The 21,222-nt window shown below is 57.5% G+C and carries 22 protein-coding genes; 18 read left to right on the top strand and 4 right to left on the bottom strand.

Annotated features, from left to right (window positions below):
- The first annotated feature begins 5 nt into the window (after window positions 1-5).
- The 6 genes from IFT84_RS16020 (at window position 6) to IFT84_RS15995 (ending at window position 5,911) form a co-directional block, all read left to right on the top strand.
- Window positions 6-1,064 carry an ABC transporter ATP-binding protein gene (locus IFT84_RS16020; protein ID WP_192121150.1) on the top strand — a complete coding sequence of 353 codons (1,059 nt, stop codon included), beginning with the start codon at window positions 6-8 and terminating at the stop codon, window positions 1,062-1,064.
- A 197-nt stretch (window positions 1,065-1,261) separates the two neighbouring features.
- Window positions 1,262-2,218, top strand: coding sequence for an N-acetylglucosamine kinase (locus IFT84_RS16015; RefSeq protein WP_192121148.1), 957 nt, complete (start codon window positions 1,262-1,264; stop codon window positions 2,216-2,218).
- Window positions 2,215-3,081, top strand: coding sequence for an amino acid ABC transporter permease (locus tag IFT84_RS16010; protein WP_192121146.1), 867 nt, complete (start codon window positions 2,215-2,217; stop codon window positions 3,079-3,081). Before IFT84_RS16015 ends, IFT84_RS16010 begins: the two co-directional genes overlap by 4 nt.
- Before the next feature lie 5 nt (window positions 3,082-3,086).
- Window positions 3,087-3,854 (top strand): amino acid ABC transporter ATP-binding protein, encoded by a 768-nt coding sequence (locus IFT84_RS16005; RefSeq protein ID WP_446737611.1) that lies wholly within the window; start codon window positions 3,087-3,089, stop codon window positions 3,852-3,854.
- 64 nt (window positions 3,855-3,918) lie between these two features.
- The gene (locus IFT84_RS16000) at window positions 3,919-4,812 is read left to right on the top strand and encodes an ABC transporter substrate-binding protein (protein WP_192121144.1); all 894 of its coding nucleotides are present in this window, start codon (window positions 3,919-3,921) and stop codon (window positions 4,810-4,812) included.
- A gap of 85 nt (window positions 4,813-4,897) precedes the next feature.
- Entirely contained in the window at window positions 4,898-5,911 is a 1,014-nt protein-coding gene (locus IFT84_RS15995; protein WP_192121143.1) for an SIS domain-containing protein, read from the top strand.
- A 59-nt stretch (window positions 5,912-5,970) separates the two neighbouring features.
- Here IFT84_RS15995 and IFT84_RS15990 read toward each other — a convergent pair whose 3' ends face one another.
- The gene (locus IFT84_RS15990) at window positions 5,971-7,179 is read right to left on the bottom strand and encodes an ROK family transcriptional regulator (RefSeq protein ID WP_244651245.1); all 1,209 of its coding nucleotides are present in this window, start codon (window positions 7,177-7,179) and stop codon (window positions 5,971-5,973) included.
- A gap of 213 nt (window positions 7,180-7,392) precedes the next feature.
- Between IFT84_RS15990 and IFT84_RS15985 the strand changes: the two genes are divergently transcribed.
- The 6 genes from IFT84_RS15985 to IFT84_RS15960 all read left to right on the top strand — a co-directional run bounded on the left by IFT84_RS15985 (window position 7,393) and on the right by IFT84_RS15960 (window position 13,520).
- A complete protein-coding gene (locus IFT84_RS15985) occupies window positions 7,393-8,112 on the top strand; it encodes a FadR/GntR family transcriptional regulator (protein WP_192121141.1) in 720 nt (239 codons plus the stop codon).
- The gene (locus tag IFT84_RS15980) at window positions 8,109-9,275 is read left to right on the top strand and encodes a PLP-dependent transferase (protein ID WP_192121139.1); all 1,167 of its coding nucleotides are present in this window, start codon (window positions 8,109-8,111) and stop codon (window positions 9,273-9,275) included. The genes IFT84_RS15985 and IFT84_RS15980 overlap by 4 nt, the downstream gene beginning before the upstream one ends.
- Window positions 9,276-9,304: 29 nt before the next feature.
- A complete protein-coding gene (locus IFT84_RS15975; RefSeq protein WP_192121137.1) occupies window positions 9,305-10,564 on the top strand; it encodes an ABC transporter substrate-binding protein in 1,260 nt (419 codons plus the stop codon).
- Window positions 10,565-10,648: 84 nt separating this feature from the next.
- On the top strand, window positions 10,649-11,599 hold the full coding sequence (locus tag IFT84_RS15970) for a carbohydrate ABC transporter permease (RefSeq protein ID WP_192121135.1): 951 nt from the start codon (window positions 10,649-10,651) through the stop codon (window positions 11,597-11,599).
- A 4-nt stretch (window positions 11,600-11,603) separates the two neighbouring features.
- Entirely contained in the window at window positions 11,604-12,437 is an 834-nt protein-coding gene (locus tag IFT84_RS15965; protein ID WP_192121133.1) for a carbohydrate ABC transporter permease, read from the top strand.
- A 3-nt stretch (window positions 12,438-12,440) separates the two neighbouring features.
- Window positions 12,441-13,520, top strand: coding sequence for an ABC transporter ATP-binding protein (locus IFT84_RS15960; RefSeq protein ID WP_192121131.1), 1,080 nt, complete (start codon window positions 12,441-12,443; stop codon window positions 13,518-13,520).
- A gap of 115 nt (window positions 13,521-13,635) precedes the next feature.
- Here the strand turns inward: IFT84_RS15960 and IFT84_RS15955 are convergent, their stop codons facing one another.
- Entirely contained in the window at window positions 13,636-14,049 is a 414-nt protein-coding gene (locus tag IFT84_RS15955) for a winged helix-turn-helix transcriptional regulator (RefSeq protein WP_192121129.1), read from the bottom strand.
- Between the two features lie 107 nt (window positions 14,050-14,156).
- On the opposite strand from IFT84_RS15955, the gene IFT84_RS15950 reads away from it, so the two are divergent.
- A complete protein-coding gene (locus tag IFT84_RS15950) occupies window positions 14,157-14,921 on the top strand; it encodes an SDR family oxidoreductase (RefSeq protein WP_192121127.1) in 765 nt (254 codons plus the stop codon).
- Window positions 14,922-14,935: 14 nt separating this feature from the next.
- Here IFT84_RS15950 and IFT84_RS15945 read toward each other — a convergent pair whose 3' ends face one another.
- Window positions 14,936-15,325, bottom strand: a complete 390-nt coding sequence (locus IFT84_RS15945; RefSeq protein WP_197975577.1) for a ribonuclease inhibitor — start codon at window positions 15,323-15,325, stop codon at window positions 14,936-14,938.
- 110 nt (window positions 15,326-15,435) lie between these two features.
- The gene (locus tag IFT84_RS15940; protein ID WP_192121125.1) at window positions 15,436-16,290 is read right to left on the bottom strand and encodes an outer membrane protein; all 855 of its coding nucleotides are present in this window, start codon (window positions 16,288-16,290) and stop codon (window positions 15,436-15,438) included.
- Window positions 16,291-16,597: 307 nt separating this feature from the next.
- Here IFT84_RS15940 and ssuD point away from each other — a divergent pair, with 307 nt between their 5' ends.
- Genes ssuD through IFT84_RS15915 form a run of 5 tightly spaced genes read left to right on the top strand, consistent with a single transcriptional unit; the run spans window position 16,598 to window position 21,070 of the window.
- The gene (ssuD, locus tag IFT84_RS15935; RefSeq protein WP_192121123.1) at window positions 16,598-17,767 is read left to right on the top strand and encodes an FMNH2-dependent alkanesulfonate monooxygenase; all 1,170 of its coding nucleotides are present in this window, start codon (window positions 16,598-16,600) and stop codon (window positions 17,765-17,767) included.
- A gap of 37 nt (window positions 17,768-17,804) precedes the next feature.
- Window positions 17,805-18,758 (top strand): sulfonate ABC transporter substrate-binding protein, encoded by a 954-nt coding sequence (locus tag IFT84_RS15930; protein WP_192121121.1) that lies wholly within the window; start codon window positions 17,805-17,807, stop codon window positions 18,756-18,758.
- Window positions 18,758-19,594, top strand: a complete 837-nt coding sequence (locus IFT84_RS15925; protein ID WP_192121119.1) for an ABC transporter permease subunit — start codon at window positions 18,758-18,760, stop codon at window positions 19,592-19,594. Before IFT84_RS15930 ends, IFT84_RS15925 begins: the two co-directional genes overlap by 1 nt.
- A complete protein-coding gene (locus tag IFT84_RS15920; RefSeq protein ID WP_192121117.1) occupies window positions 19,591-20,346 on the top strand; it encodes an ABC transporter ATP-binding protein in 756 nt (251 codons plus the stop codon). Before IFT84_RS15925 ends, IFT84_RS15920 begins: the two co-directional genes overlap by 4 nt.
- Before the next feature lie 28 nt (window positions 20,347-20,374).
- Window positions 20,375-21,070 (top strand): DUF72 domain-containing protein, encoded by a 696-nt coding sequence (locus IFT84_RS15915; RefSeq protein WP_192121115.1) that lies wholly within the window; start codon window positions 20,375-20,377, stop codon window positions 21,068-21,070.
- Window positions 21,071-21,222 lie beyond the last annotated feature (152 nt).

The raw sequence follows: 21,222 nt of genomic DNA, 5'->3' as shown, positions 1-21,222 counted from the left end.
CGATCATGGCAAGTGTTACAATTGACAAGGTCGTCAAGAATTACGGCAAGCTCGAGGTGGTTCACGGCATCGATGTCAGGATTGCCGATGGCGAGTTTGTCGTGCTTGTTGGACCATCCGGCTGTGGAAAGTCCACGCTGCTGCGCATGATCGCCGGTCTTGAAGACATTTCCGGCGGCACAATTTCCATTGGCGACCGGGTGGTGAACGATCTGCCCCCAAAGAGCCGCGATATCTCCATGGTGTTCCAGAACTACGCGCTCTATCCGCATATGACGGTGGAGGAAAATATGGCGTTTTCCATGACGCTGGCCGGGGCCAGCAAGGAGGAAAAGACCCGCAAGGTCCGCGAAGCAGCGGAAATTCTGGGGCTCGTTCCCTTGCTGGAGCGGAAGCCGAAAGCGCTTTCAGGCGGCCAGCGCCAGCGCGTGGCCATGGGGCGCTCCATCGTCCGCAACCCGCAGGTTTTCCTGTTCGACGAACCTCTGTCCAACCTTGATGCCAAATTGCGCGTGCAGATGCGCGGTGAAATCAAGTCGCTGCACCGCCGTCTGGGCACGACCATGGTCTACGTCACCCACGACCAGATCGAAGCGATGACGATGGCAGACAGAATTGTCGTCATGCAGAACGGCCATATCGAGCAGGTCGGCACACCGCTGGAACTGTATGACCGCCCGGCCAACGCCTTCGTTGCGCAATTCATCGGCTCTCCGGCCATGAACCTGTTTCCAACCATTTCGATGAAAGGCGAGTTGTGGCTGCCCTCCGGTAAGGCCATCCACGTTCCGGCACCCGCTGGCGCTCGTGAAGGGCAGCGAATTCTGGTGGGCAAACGTCCCGAGGAAATCAGTGTAATCCCCGAAAACGGCATGGAAGCGGTTGTTCAAAACATCGAACCGACGGGATCAGAAACCTACGTGGAAATGTCTGTGGACGGAAAGATAATCTCGGTCATTCTCCGCGACCGCTCCACGTTTGACGTCGGCAGCACGCAACATCTGTCACTCGCACAGGGTGCGACGCACTTCTTTGATGAAGACAGCGGTTTGCGCCTGAACTGAAGTCTCTGGTTGTTCGAGCACAATCAGATTGTGGTTGGCACTGATACCGTGCCAACCGTCCGCCTCGTCAGAAATCAAAAACGAGGCTTGACGCGACACCCCGACAGCGAAGCTTCAAAAAACGGAACAGATACACAGAAAGCCACTTGCCAATCCTATATAGTTAGGTAAGCTTCCTAACAAATAGGGAAGCAAGTATGATTGTTGGCGTGGATATCGGAGGCACCAAGACGCATATTGCAGCGTTGTCAGCAGACAAAGTGCGCTCGGAAACAAAAATGCTGACGGCACAGTGGCGTTATCGTCGGGACCCCAACGCTGACGTTACCGCGTTGGTGGACCTCATTTGCAAGTTCGCAGGTGGAAACTCTCCTGAGGTGCTGGTTGTTGGTGCCCATGGGTGTGACACCGATAGAGATTGTCAGGCGCTGCAAGCCTTGATCGCCACTCATCTTCAGTGCACCGTGTCCGTTATCAACGATTCCGAAGTCCTTCCGGCAGCCGCTGGAAAGGAAACCGGCATATCCGTGATTTGCGGTACCGGTTCCATCGCTGTGACACGCGACAGCGATCGCCGCATGATTGCTGCCGGTGGGTGGGGCTGGTTTCTCGGCGACGAAGCCAGTGCCGCAGGGCTTGTTCGCGATGCAGCTCGCTGCGTGCGCCGTGCTCTGGACTTGGGTAGACCACTGGATTGTCTGGGTACACGGTTGTTGAATGCACTGGCTATCGACAATCCCGTGGAGCTCGGGCGCGCCCTGAGCGATCTGGGAAGTGCTGCGCAGATTGGCCAGCATGCCCCCTTGGTTTTCGAAGCCGCCACCGCAGGGTCGGATATCGCAAACGACGTGATTGTTGCCGGGGGCGTCTCTCTTGCGCGATTGGTTGCACGCCTGATTGCGCGCGGTGCGACCACCCGCGAGGTCGTGGCGGCTGGCGGGGTAATTACCAAGCAGCCTGCGCTTTTCAAAGCTTTCCGCGCGGCGCTGGCGGATCAATCGCCAGACTGCACCTTAACGCTTCTGACTGAGCCGCCGGTTTCTGGCGCTCTGGCTCTGGCGCGAACGTTGCAGGCAGGCCACTGGCCCAAAAACCTGCCGCTGCCGCATATTGGCAATACGATCTCCCATGAAGCCGACTGGAGGGCCGAATGAGCGAACAGAAAATCATTCCCGCCCGCAATCCCGGGCAAGTCGCAATAGCAATTGTTCTGCTGTTCGGCGTTGGCTTGCTGATCTATCTGGTCATCTCCAGTCCGTTTATCACCTGGGCGGCGATTCCACAGTTCATCCTGGACGAAACAGTGGTGGACGGTATCAAACTCACGATTCTGTTTACCGTTCTGGCCATGGTCATCAGCATTGTGGCTGGGGCTTTGCTGGCCATGATGCGACTGGCCAGTAATCCGGTTCTGGTTAATTTCGCTGGGCTGTATATCTGGTTTTTCCGCGGCACACCGCTGTTGGTGCAGATCATCTTCTGGTTCAATATCCAGTTGTTCATACCCAGCATCAATCTTGGCTTTGTTGTGCTGGATACCAACTCTGTGGTGACTGCATTCGTCGCGGCTTTGCTGGCACTCAGCCTGAATGAGGCTGCTTACATGGCTGAAATCATGCGTGGCGGCCTGATGGCGGTGGACAGCGGGCAGGGGGAGGCCGCAAAGGCACTTGGCTATACGCCGGTGCAGGCCATGCTCCGGATCATCTTTCCGCAGGCTCTGCGGGTTATCATCCCGCCCATCGGCAATCAGACCATTTCCATGTTGAAGACGACATCACTCGTATCCGTCGTCGCGGCGCAAGATTTGCTGACGCGGGTGCAGAACATCTATGCGCGCAACTTCCTGATCATCGAACTGCTGATAGTCGCCAGCATTTGGTACCTGCTGATGACGACGGTGGCGTCTGGCCTCCAATATCTGATCGAAAGACGATTGGGCCGTGCAACTTACGAGGCGCCCGCCGTTTGGCGTGCGGCTATGAGGATACTGCGTTCCGAAGGGAGCAAGGGATAATGTCTATGCCAGTAACCCCCATGGTCGAAGCAATTGATGTCCGCAAATCATTTGGTCTGCTGGATGTTCTGAAAGGCATAACGCTTTCTATCCAGAAGGGTGAGGTCGTCTGCCTCCTTGGACCCTCTGGCAGCGGCAAGTCCACGTTTCTACGATGTGTCAATCATCTGGAACGCATGACCAGCGGCAAGCTGCTGGTGGACGGCGAACTGATTGGCTACCACCAACGCGCCGACGCCCTGTATGAAATGAGCGGCAGCGAACTGGCGGTTCAGCGTCGCGATATCGGCATGGTGTTTCAGCGGTTCAATCTGTTTGCGAACCATAACGTGCTGGAGAACATTTCGCTCGCTCCTATCCTCAACCGGGGTGTGGCGCGCAAGGAAGCAGAGGCCGACGCCCGCCGTCTTTTGCAGATGGTTGATCTGGAAGGGCGCGAAACGGCCTATCCGCACCAGTTGTCCGGCGGCCAACAGCAGCGCGTTGCCATCGCGCGCGCATTGGCCATGAAACCCAAGCTCATGCTGTTTGACGAGCCGACATCGGCGCTTGATCCGGAGCTTGTAGGAGAAGTTTTGTCCGTCATGCGCAAGCTTGCCCAGGACGGCATGACCATGCTGGTCGTCACACACGAACTATCCTTTGCCCGCGAAGTCGCCGACCGCGTGATCTTCATGGATCAAGGCGTGGTGGTGGAGGAGGGGCCAGCCCGAAGCGTTATCGACACGCCACAACACGAACGAACACAAACATTTCTCAGGCGAATGCACTGACCGGGCCCGGTCTGCGCACCGCCTGATACAGCCGCACACGTCGTGCCACAAAAAGGGGAATGTCATGAAGAAACTATTGAAGACCAGTCTTGCTGCAACGGCTCTGGGGTTGATGTTCGCGAGCGCCAGCTTCGGGGCCGATATGGACCCGAAGCTGAATGCCCTGTTACCTGAAAAGATCAAGACAGCAGGCGAAATCGTCGTCGGCACGGAGCCGCAGACACCGCCCTACGATTTCTATGGCGAGGACAACAAGACCATCATCGGATTGGAGCGCGAACTGCGCGATGCAATGGGTGAGCGGCTGGGCGTGAAGTTTACCGACAAGCCGGCTCAGTTCGCCAGCATTATTCCGGGTATCCAGGCGGGACGTTTCGACATGGGTATGTCCGCATTCGGCGATTTCGCCGAGCGGGAAAAGATACTCGACGTGATCAACTACATGCTGGAAGGCACCAGCATCATCGTGCTGGAGGGCAATCCGAAAGGCATCAAGAAGCTCGCCGATAGCTGTGGCAAGCGCGCCGGTGCAGTGCAGGGTTCCATTCCTCTACAATTGCTGGACAAGCAGAAAACGCTTTGCCCGGCGGACAAGCCGCTCGAGGTTATGCAGTTTCCGTCCAACGATCAGATCAAGATCGCGCTGCAGAGCGGGCGTGTCGATCTGTCGATGGATACAACCGGCGTTGCTGCCTACTCGCTTCAACACCAGCCTGCCGGATCACGCAAGCTGGAACTTGTTACCGGTGCTCAGTACGCGGTTGGCTATCAGGCCATGCTGGTCGCCAAGCAAAGCACGCAGTTACGCGAGGCCTTGGCTGCCACCATGCAGGCCATGATTGACGACGGCAGCTACGGCAAGATCTTCGACAAATGGGGTCTTGGGGAAAACAAGCTGGAAAAAGTCACCATCAACGATGCGGCCCGCTTTGCCGACTACATGAAGCTGGACGAATAAGTCCTGCCTGTTTTGCAGATACCACCACCAGTCCGGGGGCTAGCGCCCCCGGGCCACCACCATACGCCCCGTAGAAAGACCCACAATGACTGACAGAATTCCATACCGCGATGCCATTGCGCTTCAGCCCGCCGCCCTTGAATCCTGCCTGAAAGCGGTGACGGAAACCTTGGATGCACTGGATATTGCACCATTAAAGACAGGCACCATTGTGCTTGCCGGAATTGGCGCGAGTTTGAACGCTGCCTATGTGTCCGCTGCACATATGCGCAGCCATGGCCTGCGCGCATTTGCGTTGCCTGCAACAGATCTTTACGACCCCAACATCAACGCCGGCGACGCTTACATCGCCTTTTCCGCCTCCGGTCGAAGCGCGGAGCCAATCAAGGCATTACAGTTGCGTCCTTCGGCGCACCGGTATGCCATTGCGAAAACCGCCCAGTCGCCCATTGCAACCGTAGCCGGAACCATGCTGCCAACGGACAGTGGTGATGATAGCGGTCCGAATGTCACGAGCTATATCGGTTCTTTGCTCACGGCCGCACTTCTCACCGACAAGGCTGGAAACCCTTCGGGTACCGATTGGTCCAAGCTGTCGTCAGCGGTTCAGACGTTGCTTCACACAGTTCGCCCGCAGGCTGACAAGGCCGCCAGACTTCTGGCTGGCAAAGTGGCCATCGATTGCGTCGGCGCAAGTGCGGCGTATGGAACGGCGGGTTATGCTGCGTTGCTGATTCGTGAGGCGGCGCGCGTCTCCGCGCAGGAATGGGACACGCTGAACTTCCTTCACGGCCCAATGGAGCCCAATGATGGACAGTCCGGCGTTCTGTTGTTTGGCAACGGCCGTGAGGTAACGCTGGCAAAGGACCTTGCCAAATTCGGTATTCCAACGGTTCTGGTTACCGGCAACGCCGATGTGCGGGACGCCGACAACCTGGTCGTTATTCACGTTCCACCGTTTGCACCAGGCGTGGCCGATGCGATACTGCAATCGGTGCCAGCGCAATTGCTCATCGCCACCCTTTCGGAAGAGGCGGGACTGCCCGTGTGCGAGTTCCGCTACCGGCAAACAGATACGAAACTCGATACCGTTTCCTGATCGCGCCTTATGTATTCACGCCTTCGGAACGTGAAGCAAAACGTTTTTGAAGGTGTGATCTAGCCATTAACCGGAAGCAGGAAGGCAGCGCTGCTGTCTTCCTGTAGCAGGCTTGCCATGGTGTAGTCGATCGCCAACCGCATGGCACCCAGTACTGTTGCCTGATTTGCGAGCTGGCTGACGGCAATCTCAACAGGCCAGCAAAGATCCTGAATAACCGCTTTGACGCCCGTCAGCAAAAGAGCGTTCTGCCCGACACCACCGCCAAGCACGATCAGTTCCGGATCCAGCACACTGACACAGGCGGCTGCGAGGTTGCCGATATTGGCTGCATGCCGCTCCACGCAGGCGCGTGCGTGCTGTGATGTTTCCGCGAGAAGAAACAGATCGGCCGCTGTTGAGGGCGGGTTTCCCTCACCCGTTGGCCATTCTGCCGTGCAGCGCTTCAGCAGGGCATTGGAGCCGAGATAGGACTCCACATATTGCCACCGCGGCCGTTCGGTCTCCGACCAGGGAAAGGGCAGATGGCCAATCTCACCAGCGGCGCCGCGAAAGCCGCGAAACAACTTGCCGTCCAGCACGATGCCGACACCCACCTTGACGCCGATCTGCATGTAAATTGCGAAGGAATGATCGCGCGCGGCGCCCTCGTGAAACTCGGCAAGCGCTGCGCAATTCACATTGTTTTCCACAAGGATCGGAACACGAAATTCCGCCTGGAGGGCGTTCAGCATCCGCAGAAAGGGCTCGCGTGCGGGAAGCTTATCCAATGAACTGGAGATGATGTTGGGCAGTGCGACGGCGATTGCACGCAACGGCCCCATCGTGATGCTGCGCTCGTTCATCAGGGCGCGCAGTATGGTGAGGACCGCGCTGAAGCGACCGTCGTCCCCGTCCAATGCCTCTGGTTCTCTGTCGTCCACGGCCTGTTTGAGTTCACGCCGTTCAGTTCCATCCAGTTTCGACAGCATGGCGCGAACCTGCGTCGTGCCGCAGTCCACACCAACCACACAGCCAGCACCCACACCCAGGCCATAGGTAATTGCGGTGCGGCCGACAGCGCCTTTAGCCACCCCACTGGAGGCCAGTAGTCCCTGCGCCTCCAATTCTCCTACCGCCGCCGACATGGTGGGTTTGGAAAAGGCCAGAGCGGAACTGAGTTGTGGCCGGGTTAACGGCCCTGTGCGCGATACCATCCGCAATACAGCGCGTGCACTTTCAGTCAGCGACGATGCCGGTATGGCTGCGGGTTCGGGCGTGTTTTTCAAAGGCTGACTTCCGGGCACGATAATCGGTAAGCAAGCTTACTATATCAGCGCGATGGCCAAATCCATCACTGGACCAGGAAGACGACAGCATTTTCCGTTCTGTGGGAATGCTCATCGCAATCAGGACTAACGTCTAATGGCGAAAAGAACAGTTGACGCTCACCCCATCGGCCTTTATCGGTAAGATGTCAGACCAATTGTGCTGGATCCTGCATGAAGCTGTTGCCTCAAAGAGCGCCTTTGTTACCTTTGCCCCCCGCGGACCGGGCACGGCAGGTTATGGTCGCTCTGGCAGATTATATTCAGTACTCGAAGCTGTCTCCCGGTGACCGGCTGCCCGCAGAGCGGGAGCTGATGGCGACGTTGGCCGTGGGCCGCTCGACCATCCGTGAGGTCATCCGCCACTTTCAGGCGCTGGGTGTGGTGGAAGCCCGCAAAGGCAGCGGCACCTATCTGCTCAGGGCAATCTCCAGCGCCACCGTGCATATGCCGCTGTCACTGGAAACCACCCATCTGCGGGACGCACTGTTAAAATCCCTTGAAGTGCGTCGTGGTATTGAGGCCGAGGCCAGCATGGTGGCGGCGCGCAGGCGCACCGATGCTGACATTGCCAACATGTCGCAAAAGCTTGAGGTGATGGAGCGGGTTCATGTGGCCAAGGGTACCGCAGGCCCGGAGGATCTGGAGTTCCACCTCGCCATCTACGATGCCACGCACAATCCGCTGTTTCGGCAGTTGCTGGAGCAGATGCGCGATGCTTTTGAACATTTTTTCGCCAAGCCCTTTGACAGGCCGGATTTTGCCCGGCGGTCCTTCCCGTTTCACCGTATTCTGTTCAATGCCATTGTGGCTGAAGACCCGGAGGCGGCGCGTGCTGCCACTCTGGAAATTCTCGCTATCGTCGAGGAAGACATCAAGGAAATGTCCAAATGAACACCGTGTTCGATCCGCTCGCTGACGCCTCCCTGATTGTCGCGCACGATATCAGCAATGCTTATGATGCCGTGGTGCCGCCCATCGTGCAGACATCGCTGTTCACCTTCACCGATTATGACGACATGGTCGCCTCCTACAAGGGTGAAAAGGTCCGGCCAATCTATACGCGCGGCCTGAACCCGACCGTGCGTATGTTCGAAGATATGCTGGCAAATCTCGAAGGGGCGGAAGATGCCATCGGCTTTGCCAGCGGCATGTCGGCCATTTCATCCACCGTTTTGTCTTTCGTGGAGCCGGGTGATCGTATCGTTGCAGTGCGCCATCTGTACCCGGATGCGTTCCGCCTGTTTGGCACGCTGCTGGCCCGCATGAAGGTAGACGTTACCTATGTGGACGGGCGCGATGAGGATGCAGTGGCCAAGGCGCTGCCGGGGGCCAAGCTATTCTACATGGAAAGCCCGACAAGCTGGGTGATGGAAACCCATGATGTAGAAGCGCTGGCCGCGCTTGCCAGAGCGCACGGCGTGCTGTCGGTCATCGACAACAGTTGGGCGAGTCCGATTTTTCAGCGCCCTCTGTCGCTCGGCGTGGATATTGTCATCCATTCCGCATCCAAATATCTGGGTGGGCACAGCGATGTGGTGGCCGGCGTGGTTGCAGGCTCCAAAACGCTGATCGGTCGCATTCGCAGCGAAGCCTATCCCTATCTCGGCGGCAAGCTTTCGCCCTTCGATGCGTGGTTGCTGATCCGGGGCATGCGCACGCTGCCGATCCGCATGAAGGCGCATGAGGCTTCCGCCACCGCCATTACCCGCCGCTTGCAGGCCCATGAAGCGGTGGAAACGGTCTGCTATCCCGGTTTGGCCAACCAGCTTGCGCCGGGCCTGTCGGGCACATCGGGCCTGTTTTCCTTCATTTTTCATGAGGGCGTCAATGTGCGGGCGTTCTGTGAACATCTCAAGCTGTTCAAGCTTGGTGTGAGTTGGGGCGGCCATGAAAGTCTGGTGGTGCCAGGCGAGGTGGTTCTGGCGCAAAAAGCACAACCCAATTCCGCGGTCGCCTTCGGTATCAGTCCGCGGTCGGTACGGCTGCATGTCGGTCTGGAGGGAACGGAGGCCCTCTGGAACGATCTCGAAGCGGCAATCAACGCCGCAGTGTAACGGAAAACAACAAGCAAAAGGGGAAGACCATGAGGACAATCATTGCTGCAACACTGCTTGCCACATTGATGGCGGGAACGGCTCTTGCCGATACGAAGCTGAAGCTGGTGGAGGTCATCACCAGCCCGGAGCGCACGGAAACGCTCAAATCCATCGTCGGCAAGTTCGAGGCTGCCAATCCGGGCACCACAGTGGAAATCATCTCGTTGCCGTGGGGCGAAGCCTTCCAGAAATTCGCCACCATGGTATCGGCAGGCGAAATTCCCGATGTGATGGAAATGCCCGATAACTGGCTGTCGCTCTATGCCAATAACGGCATGCTGGAAAGTCTGGAGCCCTATCTGAGAGACTGGGAACACACCGCAGGTCTAGGCGAGCGCACCTTGCAGCTTGGTCGCGATGTGAAAAACACCGCTTATATGCTGCCCTATGGCTTTTATTTGAGGGCCATGTTCTACAACAAGAAGATCTTTGCGGAGGCTGGCGTCGATGGCCCGCCGAAGACCATGGATGACTTTGTCGCCGCTGCCGAAAAGATCAAGAAGCTGCCGGGCAAATACGCCTACTGCCTGCGCGGCGGGCCGGGCGGGCTGAATGGCTGGATGATGTTTGGTGCCAGCATGGCAGGTGACAACACCTACTTTAATGCCGATGGCACATCCAAGTTCAGCGAAGAAGGCTGGGTTAAGGGCTTCACATGGCTGATTGATCTCTACAAGAACGGTTATGCGCCCAAGGACAGCGTCAACTGGGGTTTCAACGAAATTGTCGCGGGCTTCTATACCGGCACTTGCGCCATGCTTGATCAGGACCCGGATGCGCTGATTGCCATTGCCGAGCGGATGGACGCCGCTGATTACGGTGTTGCAACCATGCCCAAGGGGCCAGCGGGCAAAACCTTCCCGACCATCGGGTTTGCCGGATGGTCCATGCTGTCAGCCAGTGAGAACAAGGATCTGGCCTGGAAGCTGATTGCAACGCTGGAAGGGCCGGAAGGCAACATTGAATGGAACAAGCGCATCGGTGCGTTGCCCGCACTGAAGGCGGCTGAAAAGGATCCGTTCTATACCAGCGAGCAGTTCAAGGGCTGGTTTGCCGAACTCGCCGATCCCGACGCCAAGCCGACGGTCATGCCGACCTATCTGGAAGAGTTTGCCTTCTTCAAGGATTCTCTGGCCATCAAAACCAGTCAGGAAGCCTTGCTGGGCGACATTACGCCCGAGGACATGGCCAGGCAGTGGGCCGAGTATATGACGAAGGCGCAGCAAAAGTTCCTCGCCTCCAAATAAGCTCGAACTGCCGCAGGCATTTTGCCTGCGGCATCTTCAGCATGTGCCGTCGATCTCTAAACGCGGCCAAAAACGGATGTTCCCATGGCTTTACACGCAGGCGGCCCTGACACGTATCAAGGCGGGCATCACGGTGACCGACGCCCTTTCCGGCAGCGTCTCGCCGATGCCAGCGCCCCCTATCTCTACAGCGCTCCCGCTTTGATCCTGATCGTTACGGTCATGCTGGTGCCGCTCATTCTGGGCATATCCTACGCGTTCCGCGACATCCAGTTGTTGAACCCGTTTTCCGGCGGGTTCATTGGGTTGGAACACTTTAAAACGCTGTCGCAGGATCAGAATTTCTACCGCGCCTTTCGCAATACATTGTGGTGGACCGGCGCATCGGTGTCGCTGCAATTTGTCTTCGGCCTCATTCTTGCGCTGCTGCTGGACAAGCCGTTTTGGGGCCGGGCTATCGTGCAGGCGCTGGTGTTTCTGCCCTGGGCGGTGCCGAGCTTTCTGGCGGGGTTGAACTGGGCTTGGCTGTTCAACCCGGTCGTCGGCCCATTGCCGCACTGGTTGTTTGCAATGGGTATCATGGCGGAACCCACCAATATTCTCTCAGACCCGCAACTGGCGATGTGGGGGCCGATTATCGCCAATGTCTGGTGGGGCATTCCGTTTTTTGCCATTACATTGCTGGCCGCACTGCAAGCCATTCCGCGTGATCTCTATGAAGCCGCAAGCATCGATGGTGCCGGACCCGTACGCCGGTTCCTATCGATCACGCTGCCGTTTCTTGCGCCGACGATTGCCATTACCGTGCTGTTGCGCACGGTCTGGGTCTCCAACTTTGCCGATCTGATCATCGTGATGACCAATGGCGGACCGGCAGACCGGACCCAGATCGTAGCAAGCTACATTTTCACACAGGCGTTCAAGCGGCTGGACTTTGGCTATGCCTCAGCTATTGCGCTGGTGCTTCTGGGTCTGCTGATTGTCTATTCGATGCTGATCGTGGTGTTGCGCCAATGGCTGCTGAACAAGGATTGATGGGATGACCGCAAAACGCATCTTCGGAATTCTTGCGCACCGTCTGGCCATTCTCGGCTATCTCGTCTTCGCGCTGTTTCCGCTCTACTGGCTGGTCAAGGTTTCGGTTACGCCCAACAAATTGCTGTATTCAGAGGGGGTACGGCTCTGGCCATCGCGGATGAGCCTGGAGCACTTCGCCTTCGTGCTGAAACACAGTGACTTCCCGATTTTCTTTAAAAATAGCCTGATCGTGTCTGGCTCCACCGCCATTATCGTGACGGTGTTTGCGTCAACGGCCGGTTACGCGCTGTCGCGCTTTAATTTTCGTGGCAAATACTGGATTGTCGCGTTGATGCTTCTGACCCAGATGTTTCCTCTGGTGATGCTGGTCGCTCCTATCTTCAAGATCCTGTCACCGCTGGGGCTGACCAACAGCCTCACGGGCCTTGTCATCGTCTACACGGCCTTCAACGTACCGTTTGCAACCTTCCTCATGCAATCGTTCTTTGATGGCATTCCCAAAGACCTTGAAGAGGCCGCGATGATTGATGGAGCGACGCAGTTCGTTGCCTTCCGCCAGATCATTCTGCCGCTGACACTGCCGGGCATTGCCGCTACGCTCGGTTTCGTGTTTACCGCCGCGTGGAGCGAACTGCTGTTTTCACTTATGCTAATTTCCGGCAATCAGGCCGCAACGTTCCCGGTCGGTCTTCTGTCGTTCGTCTCCAAATTCTCTGTCGATTTCGGGCAGATGATGGCGGCAGGCGTCATGGCGCTGGTTCCTGCCTGCCTGTTCTTCCTGTTGATCCAACGATATCTTGTGCAGGGCCTGACGGCCGGCGCTGTGAAAGGCTGACCCATGGCTTCCATCGACATTTCCAACATCCAGAAGTCCTATGGTATCATGCCGGTACTTCAGGGGATCGATCTTGAAATTCAGGATGGTGAATTTGTGGTTCTTGTCGGGCCGTCCGGCTGTGGAAAGTCCACTCTGCTGCGGATGATTGCCGGGCTGGAGCATGTGACGGATGGCGAAATCCGCATTGACGGACGGCGCGTCAACGAGTTGGCGCCAAAGGACCGCGATATCGCCATGGTGTTCCAGTCCTATGCGCTCTACCCGCATATGAGCGTGGCCAAAAACATGAGCTACAGCCTGCGGCTGCGCAAGGTCGCATCGGACAAGATCGCGACCATCATTGCAGGTGCTGCTACCAAGCTGGGACTGGGTCCGCTGATGGAGCGGCGTCCGAAGGCCCTGTCCGGAGGACAGCGCCAGCGCGTGGCCATGGGCCGGGCCATTGTGCGGGAGCCGAAAGCCTTCCTGTTTGATGAGCCGCTCTCCAATCTGGATGCGCGTCTGCGCGAGCAGATGCGTGCCGAAATCAAGAAGTTACACAAGGACTTAGGCGCAACGTCCATCTACGTTACGCATGATCAGATTGAGGCGATGACGCTTGCGGATCGCATTGTCGCCATGCATGGCGGGTCCATTCAGCAGGTCGGTCGCCCGCTGGATTTGTATGATCGTCCCGCCAATCTGTTTGTAGCGGGCTTTATTGGTTCGCCCGGCATGAACTTCTTTGAGGGCCGCGTTAGTGTCGTGGGCGAACGCAGCAGTCTTACGCTCGCCGATGGCATCGTGCTGCCGCTGCCCGCAGCCACAGCTTTGCAAAGCGGTGAGCGTGCAACACTGGGCATCCGCCCGGAACATGTGGTGCTGGAGCCGGCGGCAGCCGGTGACATACGCGCCCGGATAGACTTGATTGAACCGACGGGCTTTGGCATGATTCTGCATCTGACGCTGGGCACAGTATCGTTCAAAGCCTTCACGCTTAACCGCGCGTATCTGCAGGCTGGCGGCGACATCGGCGTGCGTTTCCCCGCAGAGCATAGTCATCTGTTCGATAAGGACGGCCAAGCGCTGAACAGACCCTAGAGCATTACCGGTGAACACGTGTTCACCGGTAATGCTCTAACTCCTTGTTTTGTCGCATTGTCCGGACGTGAAAACTACCCCGTTTTCACTGGAAATGCTCCATAGCCGTGTAGGTTCAGCCTTTCACAGACTGCTCGAAAGCGTCGCGCGCCTCCTGCACCTGCGAAAGGTTCTGCTCCGCCCAAATCCATACACCACAGAACGCCGCACCGAGGCTTCTGCCAAGTTCCGTCAGGCGGTACTCTACCTTGGGCGGAACAACCGCATGGACCGTGCGCGTCACCAACCCATCGCGCTCCATGTGACGGAGGGTCTGTGTCAGCATTTTCTGGCTGATTGTGCCGATCAATTTACTCAATTGGGTGAAGCGAAGCTCACCCTTCTCCTCAAGAATTTCCAGAATCAACATGGTCCACTTGTCGGCCACGCGACCGATCAGGTCATGAACCAACGCTTCGACGCGCGGGTCAACCGGGGCAACGTTTGCCTCTGATAGCCGGTCATTCGCCAGATGCAAGACTGGGGGCATTCCACGCTCTCCTTTTGGTGCCTATAAATCTTTCGGGTGCCTTCTGTTCTACAGAGAGTAAGCGCCTTAGCTTGGTTCTACAATAAGAAAGCAAGCGAGGCACTCCCATGAAAATGAGCGGAAACACCATTCTGATTACCGGCGGCGCATCTGGCATTGGCCGTGAACTGGCCGAACGCTTCCACGCGCAAGGCAATACGGTGATTATAGCCGGACGGCGGAAAGACCGCCTTGATGATGTTGCAGCAGCGCACGATGGCATTACCGGCTATGTGCTGGACATTGACAGCAACGACGCCATTCAAGCGTTTGCTGCCAAAGTGATCGAAGAGCACCCGGATTTGAATGTTCTTATCAACAATGCCGGAATTATGATGTTTGAAGATCTCACGCAATCGCGAGATCTGGCCGATGCCGAAGCGACGATCACCACCAATCTTCTGGGACCGATCCGCCTGACGAACGCCTTGATCGACCACCTTGTGAGCAAACCGGATGCTGCAATCGTCAACGTATCTTCGGGGCTGGCCTATGTGCCGCTGGTCGCCACGCCAACCTACTCGGCGACAAAGGCGGCAATTCATTCTTACACGGTCAGCCTGCGTGATGCCTTGAAGGGCAAGGTTGACGTCATCGAACTTGCCCCGCCAGCGGTACAAACAGAACTGACGCCGGGCCAATCGACCCGCCCGGGCTATCTGCCGCTGAATGATTTTATGGAGGAGGTCATGACGCTGTTTGCGCAACAGCCAACCCCGCCAGAAATCCTCGTCGAAAAGGTCGGCTTCCTCCGTTTCGCCGAGGCAGAGAAGCGCTTTGATCATACTTTAAGCGCGTTAAACAGCTTCGCAAATGAAGCGCGCAAGACTTAAACTGAGGGTACGCGTCAGGAGGCCACAAGCTCAATTTTGGGATGATCGGCGAGGATGCTCAGAACGATCTGATAGAACGTTTCACCCTCGCCACGTTTCAGCGCGTCCATCTGCGCGTTGATCAGATCGAGATTGAAGGGGCCGGGACTGTTGAGTTTGGCGGCGAGCCAGTTCAGGGTGCACTGAACACCCAGATCGTCGCGGCTTTTGCCTATAGCGATCCAGTGGAGCCGAACGCAATCGGCTCCTTTCAATGCGCCGTAGCTTCCGTACAGCAGATCGTTGAACGCATCCAGGCTTTGGCCCAGTTGCCACTCTTCGCCCGCCATGAAAACCCGATTGATCTCGGCGTAGAAACCGACGATATCGTCAAAACGGTTTCCATCAATGGTGATGTGCTTCATCAGACGACTAAAGCATTTCCAGCGAACATACGTTCGCCGGAAATGCTTTAACCTCTTGTTTCGTCGCAGTGTCCTTGCGTGAAAGTGTTTCCACTTTCACTGGAAATGCTTTAAAAGCCGTAGCGCAGACCCGCTCTGACCGAGTGAATATCAAAACCGTGATCGCGCGCCTGTGCACCTGTTGCACCGGGACCGAAACCATATCCTGTCTGCGACGCCTGATCGGCGGCATCATAGCCATAGGCCTTGCCACCGTTGATCCGGAGGTAGCGGTAGCCGATATCCAGCTTCAGCCGGTCGGAAAGATCGTAGCTGGTTCCGGCCATCAGCGCCATGGCAAAGCGGGTGCTGTTCAGCCCGTCTTTGTAGCTCTGATAGGTGCAGCCTTCGCAGGTTTCGAGCGTGTTCCAGCGGTCGTACTTGACGTGCGCGGCGCCGATGCCTGCTCCGAGATATGGTGTCAGCGCACCCACGCTCGGCAGATCGACATAGGCGTTTGCCATAGCTGTCAGAATGCCAGCGTCCGAGGAATCGTCGTAGTGACAATTGTCTTCTACAAGGTTGAAGCCCTTGCTGGCCTTGACATAACTCGGGCAGTTGGTGCGCCCGTTAATTCCTGCGCGGAAGTAGTCAAGCGTCACATCCGTGCGCAGCCAGTCGTTGAAACGATAACCCACACCCGCGCCATAGGTAACACCGGGCTTGAGCGAAAACCGGTCATAATGGAAGGTGTCGTCCACACCGCGATAGGGGGCCGCTTCCTGGTTCCAGAAGTTCCAGCGCCCATCCGTCTTTGATTTGGCAGCGTAACCGATATCGCCACGAATATACCAGCCGGACGTGTTGAGCACAGGCGTGGCTTCTTCAATGATCGGGGGCGGAACAAGGTCCGCAGCGACAAGTGTTTCCGACAGTGCCAATACACTGAATGCTGCAAGTGTCACCGTCAGAATGCGCTGCGTCATTTTTCAATCCTCGCGAAAGAACGGACCCTCTTGGTCCCGCGTTATCCCGGACGTAACCAGTTTATGCTTAACAATCGGTTAGGATGAGCGAAGTGATCCCTAAATTTGATGGGTTATCATAAGGGGTGTATTCCAACCCCGGTAGGCGTCCCCGACGTTGATATACTTTCGCCAACCGTCAAACTTTGGAATAAAATTCCTTATCCCGCCCTCTCAAAAAACTAAGATGCTGCGAGCAGACATCTTGCTGTTTCCGCACGGCATGTTCCCCGCCCGGCAACAGTGCCAAGACCCAAGGATAAGCCCCATGACCACGGCCCGCCAGCCCCTTGATTTTCTCTGGTTCATTCCCTCGTCCGGGGATGGTTCCTATCTGGGGTCGGATGATCTCAGCCGTCCGGCGGACCCCGGCTACTTCCGCGAAATTGCCAAGGCGGCAGACCGGTTGGGTTATTCCGGCGTTCTCATTCCAACAGGGGCGGCTTGCGAGGAATCGTTCATTCTGGCAGCCGATCTCGCTGCCCATACGGAGAAGCTGAAGTTTCTGGTGGCAATCCGTCCCGGCGTGGCGTCGCCCGCCTATTACGCGCGTCTCGCCTCCACGCTGGACCGGGTGACGCAAGGACGGCTGCTGCTGAATATCGTTGTTGGCGGCAGCGCACAGGAACTGGCGGGCGATGGAATTTTCCTGCCGCATGATGAGCGCTACGCCCATGCGGACGAATTCTTTCAGGTGTTCAATTCGCTGATCGAAACCGGCACGGCGCATCTGGAAGGCAAATATATTCAGGCACACCATGCCAAGCTGGGTCTTCCGCCCGTGCAGGAGCCGAGGCCGCCGATTTACTTTGGCGGATCGTCCGATGCTGCGGTGGACTTCTCGGCTGGCATCATCGACAAATATCTGACCTGGGGCGAGCCACCAGCGCAAGTTGCCGAAAAAATCGCCGGGGTACGCAAAGCGGCTGCAAAAGTCGGGCGCGAGGTCACATTTGGCATTCGGCTTCACTTCATCGTGCGCGAGACGGACGAGGAGGCGTGGGAGGCAGCCGACCGGTTGATCTCCAAACTTTCGGATGAAACGATTGCTGCGGCACAGGAGGTGTTTGCCAAGGCATCCGACTCCGTAGGGCAGGCACGCATGGTTGCCTTGCACAATGGCCGCAGGGACAAACTGGAGGTTTCCCCCAATTTGTGGGCGGGCATCGGCCTCGTGCGCACGGGTGCGGGCACTGCCCTCGTCGGCTCTCCGCAAACCGTTGCCGCGCGCTTGAGAGAATATCAGGATCTGGGCATCGATACGGTTATTGCATCCGGCTATCCGCATCTGGAAGAGGCTTACAGGGTTTCCGAACTGCTGTTTCCGGAAATCGGGATTGACGGACCACGCAACCAGATCCGCTCCTCGTTCGGGGATCGTCAGGTTTTTGGCGGCGGTGGCCATGGTGGCAATGTCAAGGTTGCATCCGGTTCGTGACCGATTGTCTCATCAAAACAAAAGGATAGGGGAACATATGATGATGTCTCGCAGACTGTTTGCCGCTCTGGCTGTAGCAGCGTTAGCCTTGCCGTTATGGGCGCCAGGGCCAGCGTCTGCTGCCGATAAGGTGGTGCGCATCGGCTATCAGAAGTACGGAACGCTGGTGCTGTTGAAAGGCAAGGGTCTTTTGGAGCAGAAGCTGGAAAAGATTGGCTATACCGTCACCTGGACGGAGTTTCCTGCCGGTCCGCAACTGCTGGAAGCACTGAATGTCGGCGCGGTCGATTTTGGCACGACGGGTGAAACACCACCGATTTTTGCGCAAGCCGCTGGTGCCCCGCTGGTCTATGTGGCGCATGAGCCGCCAGCGCCCCGTGGAGAAGCTATTCTGGTCCCCAAGGACAGCCCGATCAAAACGGTGGCAGACCTTAAGGGCAAGAATGTTGTGCTGAACAAGGGCTCAAACGTTCATTTCCTGCTGGTCAAGGCACTGGAAGAGGCTGGCTTGAAATATACCGATATCAAAACGTCCTTCCTGCCTCCGGCCGACGCCCGAGCCGCTTTTGAGCAAGGGGCTGTGGACGCGTGGGCCATCTGGGACCCCTTCCAGGCCGCTGCCGAGGTATCTATCGAGGCCCGCGAACTGCGCAATGGTGAAGGCATTGTGCCCAACCATCAGTTCTATCTGGGTGCCAAGCCCTTTGTGGATAACAATGCGGAAGCCGTCGATGTTGTGGTGGAAGCCATTTCGGAAACCGATGACTGGGCCAAGAATAACACCGCTGCCGCTGCTGCCGAACTCTCACCCTCGGTCGGTATTCCAGCCGATGTGCTGACAAAAGCATTGGAACGCCAGTCCTTTGGGATCAAGCCGCTGGATGACAGCGTGATTGCCCAGCAACAGGCTGTTGCGGACGCGTTTCTGGCAATCGGTCTGATTCCGAAAAAGATCGTCATTGCGGATGTCGTGCGCAAAGGCGGTGGCTGATGGCGGATGTGTCGGTGGCGGGGTTTACTGCCGATAAGGGTCGCAGACTCAGCGTGACCGGGCTGAAAAAGGCCCTTGCGCCCTGGGCTCTTCCCATCGTGCTGCTAATCCTCTGGGAACTTGCCACCCGCACCGGTCTGGTCAATGCACGGCTGATGCCCGCGCCATCCACCGTGGCGGTCGCCTTTTGGCGCGCGCTGGTGGACGGCTCGTTGATTTACCACACGCTGGCCTCCACCCAGCGGGCGCTGATCGGGCTGGTGATTGGCGGCGGTCTCGGTTTTATCATTGGCATTGCGAACGGTCTGTGGAAGCCTGCGGAAACGCTGCTCGACAGCACCCTGCAAATGGTGCGCAACATTCCGCATCTGGCGCTGATACCGTTGGTCATTCTCTGGTTCGGGATCGGCGAAACGCCGAAGATTTTTCTGGTTGCCATCGGCGTGTTTTTCCCGATTTACATCAACACGTTTTACGGCGTTCGCACGATTGACCCGCAGCTGGTGGAAATGGCCTCGGTTTACGGGTTGGACCGCAAGGCGCTGATCCGGCGCATTATTCTGCCGGGTGCGCTGCCTTCCATTCTCGTGGGCTTGCGCTATGCGTTGGGCTTTATGTGGCTGACATTGATTGTTGCCGAAACGATCTCGGCTCCAAGCGGGATTGGATATATGACCATGAACGCACGCGAATTTCTCCAAACCGACGTCATGCTGCTCGGGATTATTGTGTACGCTTTGCTCGGCAAAGGGGCAGATGTTGCGACCCGCGCTATCGAGCGGCGTGTGCTTGTCTGGCATCCGGCCTACCAGACGGGAGAGGGTGTGACCCAATGAGCGCGATCGTGACTGCGACCGCCCGTCACCCGGAAACGCTCGCTGGCGGACTGCCAATCTCCCTGTCGCATGTGGGCAAATCCTTCGGCCAGATCTCGGTGCTTGAGCATTTCAATCTGGAGGTGCCCGCTGGCCAGTTTCTGGCAGTTGTTGGACGCTCCGGCGGCGGCAAGTCAACGCTCATGCGGTTGATTGCAGGTCTGGACGCCGCAACCGCCGGGCGTGTTGCCATCGACGGGCACACGATTGACCGTCTCCACCCTTCGGTGCGGCTGCTGTTTCAGGAAGCGCGGCTGGTGCCCTGGCAAAGCACGCTGGAAAATGTCGGCATAGCGCGCGGACCAGACTGGCAGGAAACCGCGCGCCGGACACTGGCCGATGTTGGTCTGGAGGGCCGCGAGGCGGCCTGGCCCAGTGTTCTGTCTGGCGGGCAGCGTCAGCGCGTGGCGCTGGCCCGGGCGCTGGTCAGCCACCCGCAGATCCTGTTGCTGGACGAACCGTTCGGCGCGCTCGATGCGCTTACGCGGATAGAAATGCACCGCCTGCTGGAGCGCATCTGGATCGAACGACGCTTTACCACCGTGCTAATCACCCATGACGTGGCCGAAGCAGTTGCACTGGCAGATCGGGTCATCGTGCTTCGGGAAGGCACAATCGCGCTCGATATCGCCGTTAATCTGGAGCGCCCCCGGCAGGAACTGGCAGACCCGAGCGCCGTTGAGTTGCAGCGCCAGATTCTGGATGCGGTATAAGGGGAGGCATGTCAGGTAGGAGACGGTTTTGGCGATCATTGCGACGGCGGCGTGGGCGATACCCAAGGATGTGGCGGACAGATTTCTTGCGGAAGGAAGCGGGCTCGCCCGTTACGCTGCCGTGTTTCGGGGTGTAGAGATCAACTCCACCTTTTATCGCCACCACAAAGCATCAACGTTTGCGCGATGGTCTGACAGCGTGCCTGAGGACTTCCGATTTGCGGTGAAAATACCGAAGGATATTACCCATGTCCGTCGGTTGATCGACATTGATGAAATGTTCTCGTCCTTTGTCGACGCGCTTGCTCCACTCGGGCACAAGCTGGGTCCTTTGCTTTGCCAGTTGCCACCGTCTTTGGCGTTTGAACAGGATGAGGCAAAGCATGCCTTCGAGACAATGCGCGACGTCCACGCCAAGCCCATAGTCATCGAAGTGCGGCACAAGAGTTGGGCGTCTGATCAGGCCTTGGCTTTGCTCGAGCGCTATGACATAGGCCGGGTGCTGGCCGATCCTGAACGCGTATGGCTCGCCCGCAGCTTTTCAGGTCCAGCACCTTATGTGCGCCTGCATGGCAGTCCCAGGGTCTACTACTCGTCCTATACCGACGAGGATATCCGTGCTTTCGCCCGTTACGTTGCGGACGACGGCTGGTGCGTGTTTGACAATACCGCCTCCGGTGCCGCCTGTGCCAACGCACTGTCCATGATGACAGACGTTCATTAAGCCAAACACGGATACAGGCACTGGAGCATTGCCGGCGAACACGTGTTCGCCGGCAATGCTCTAACCTTTTGTTTTGTCGCATTGTCCGAACGGTAAAGCGATACCGCTTTACCTGGAAATGCTCTAGCCGCACAACATCGACTTGTGATAAC

This window comes from Rhizobium sp. CFBP 8762, from assembly GCF_014841565.1.
Classification (GTDB): Bacteria; Pseudomonadota; Alphaproteobacteria; order Rhizobiales; family Rhizobiaceae; genus CFBP-8762.
This window is presented reverse-complemented; position numbering and strand designations above follow the sequence as displayed.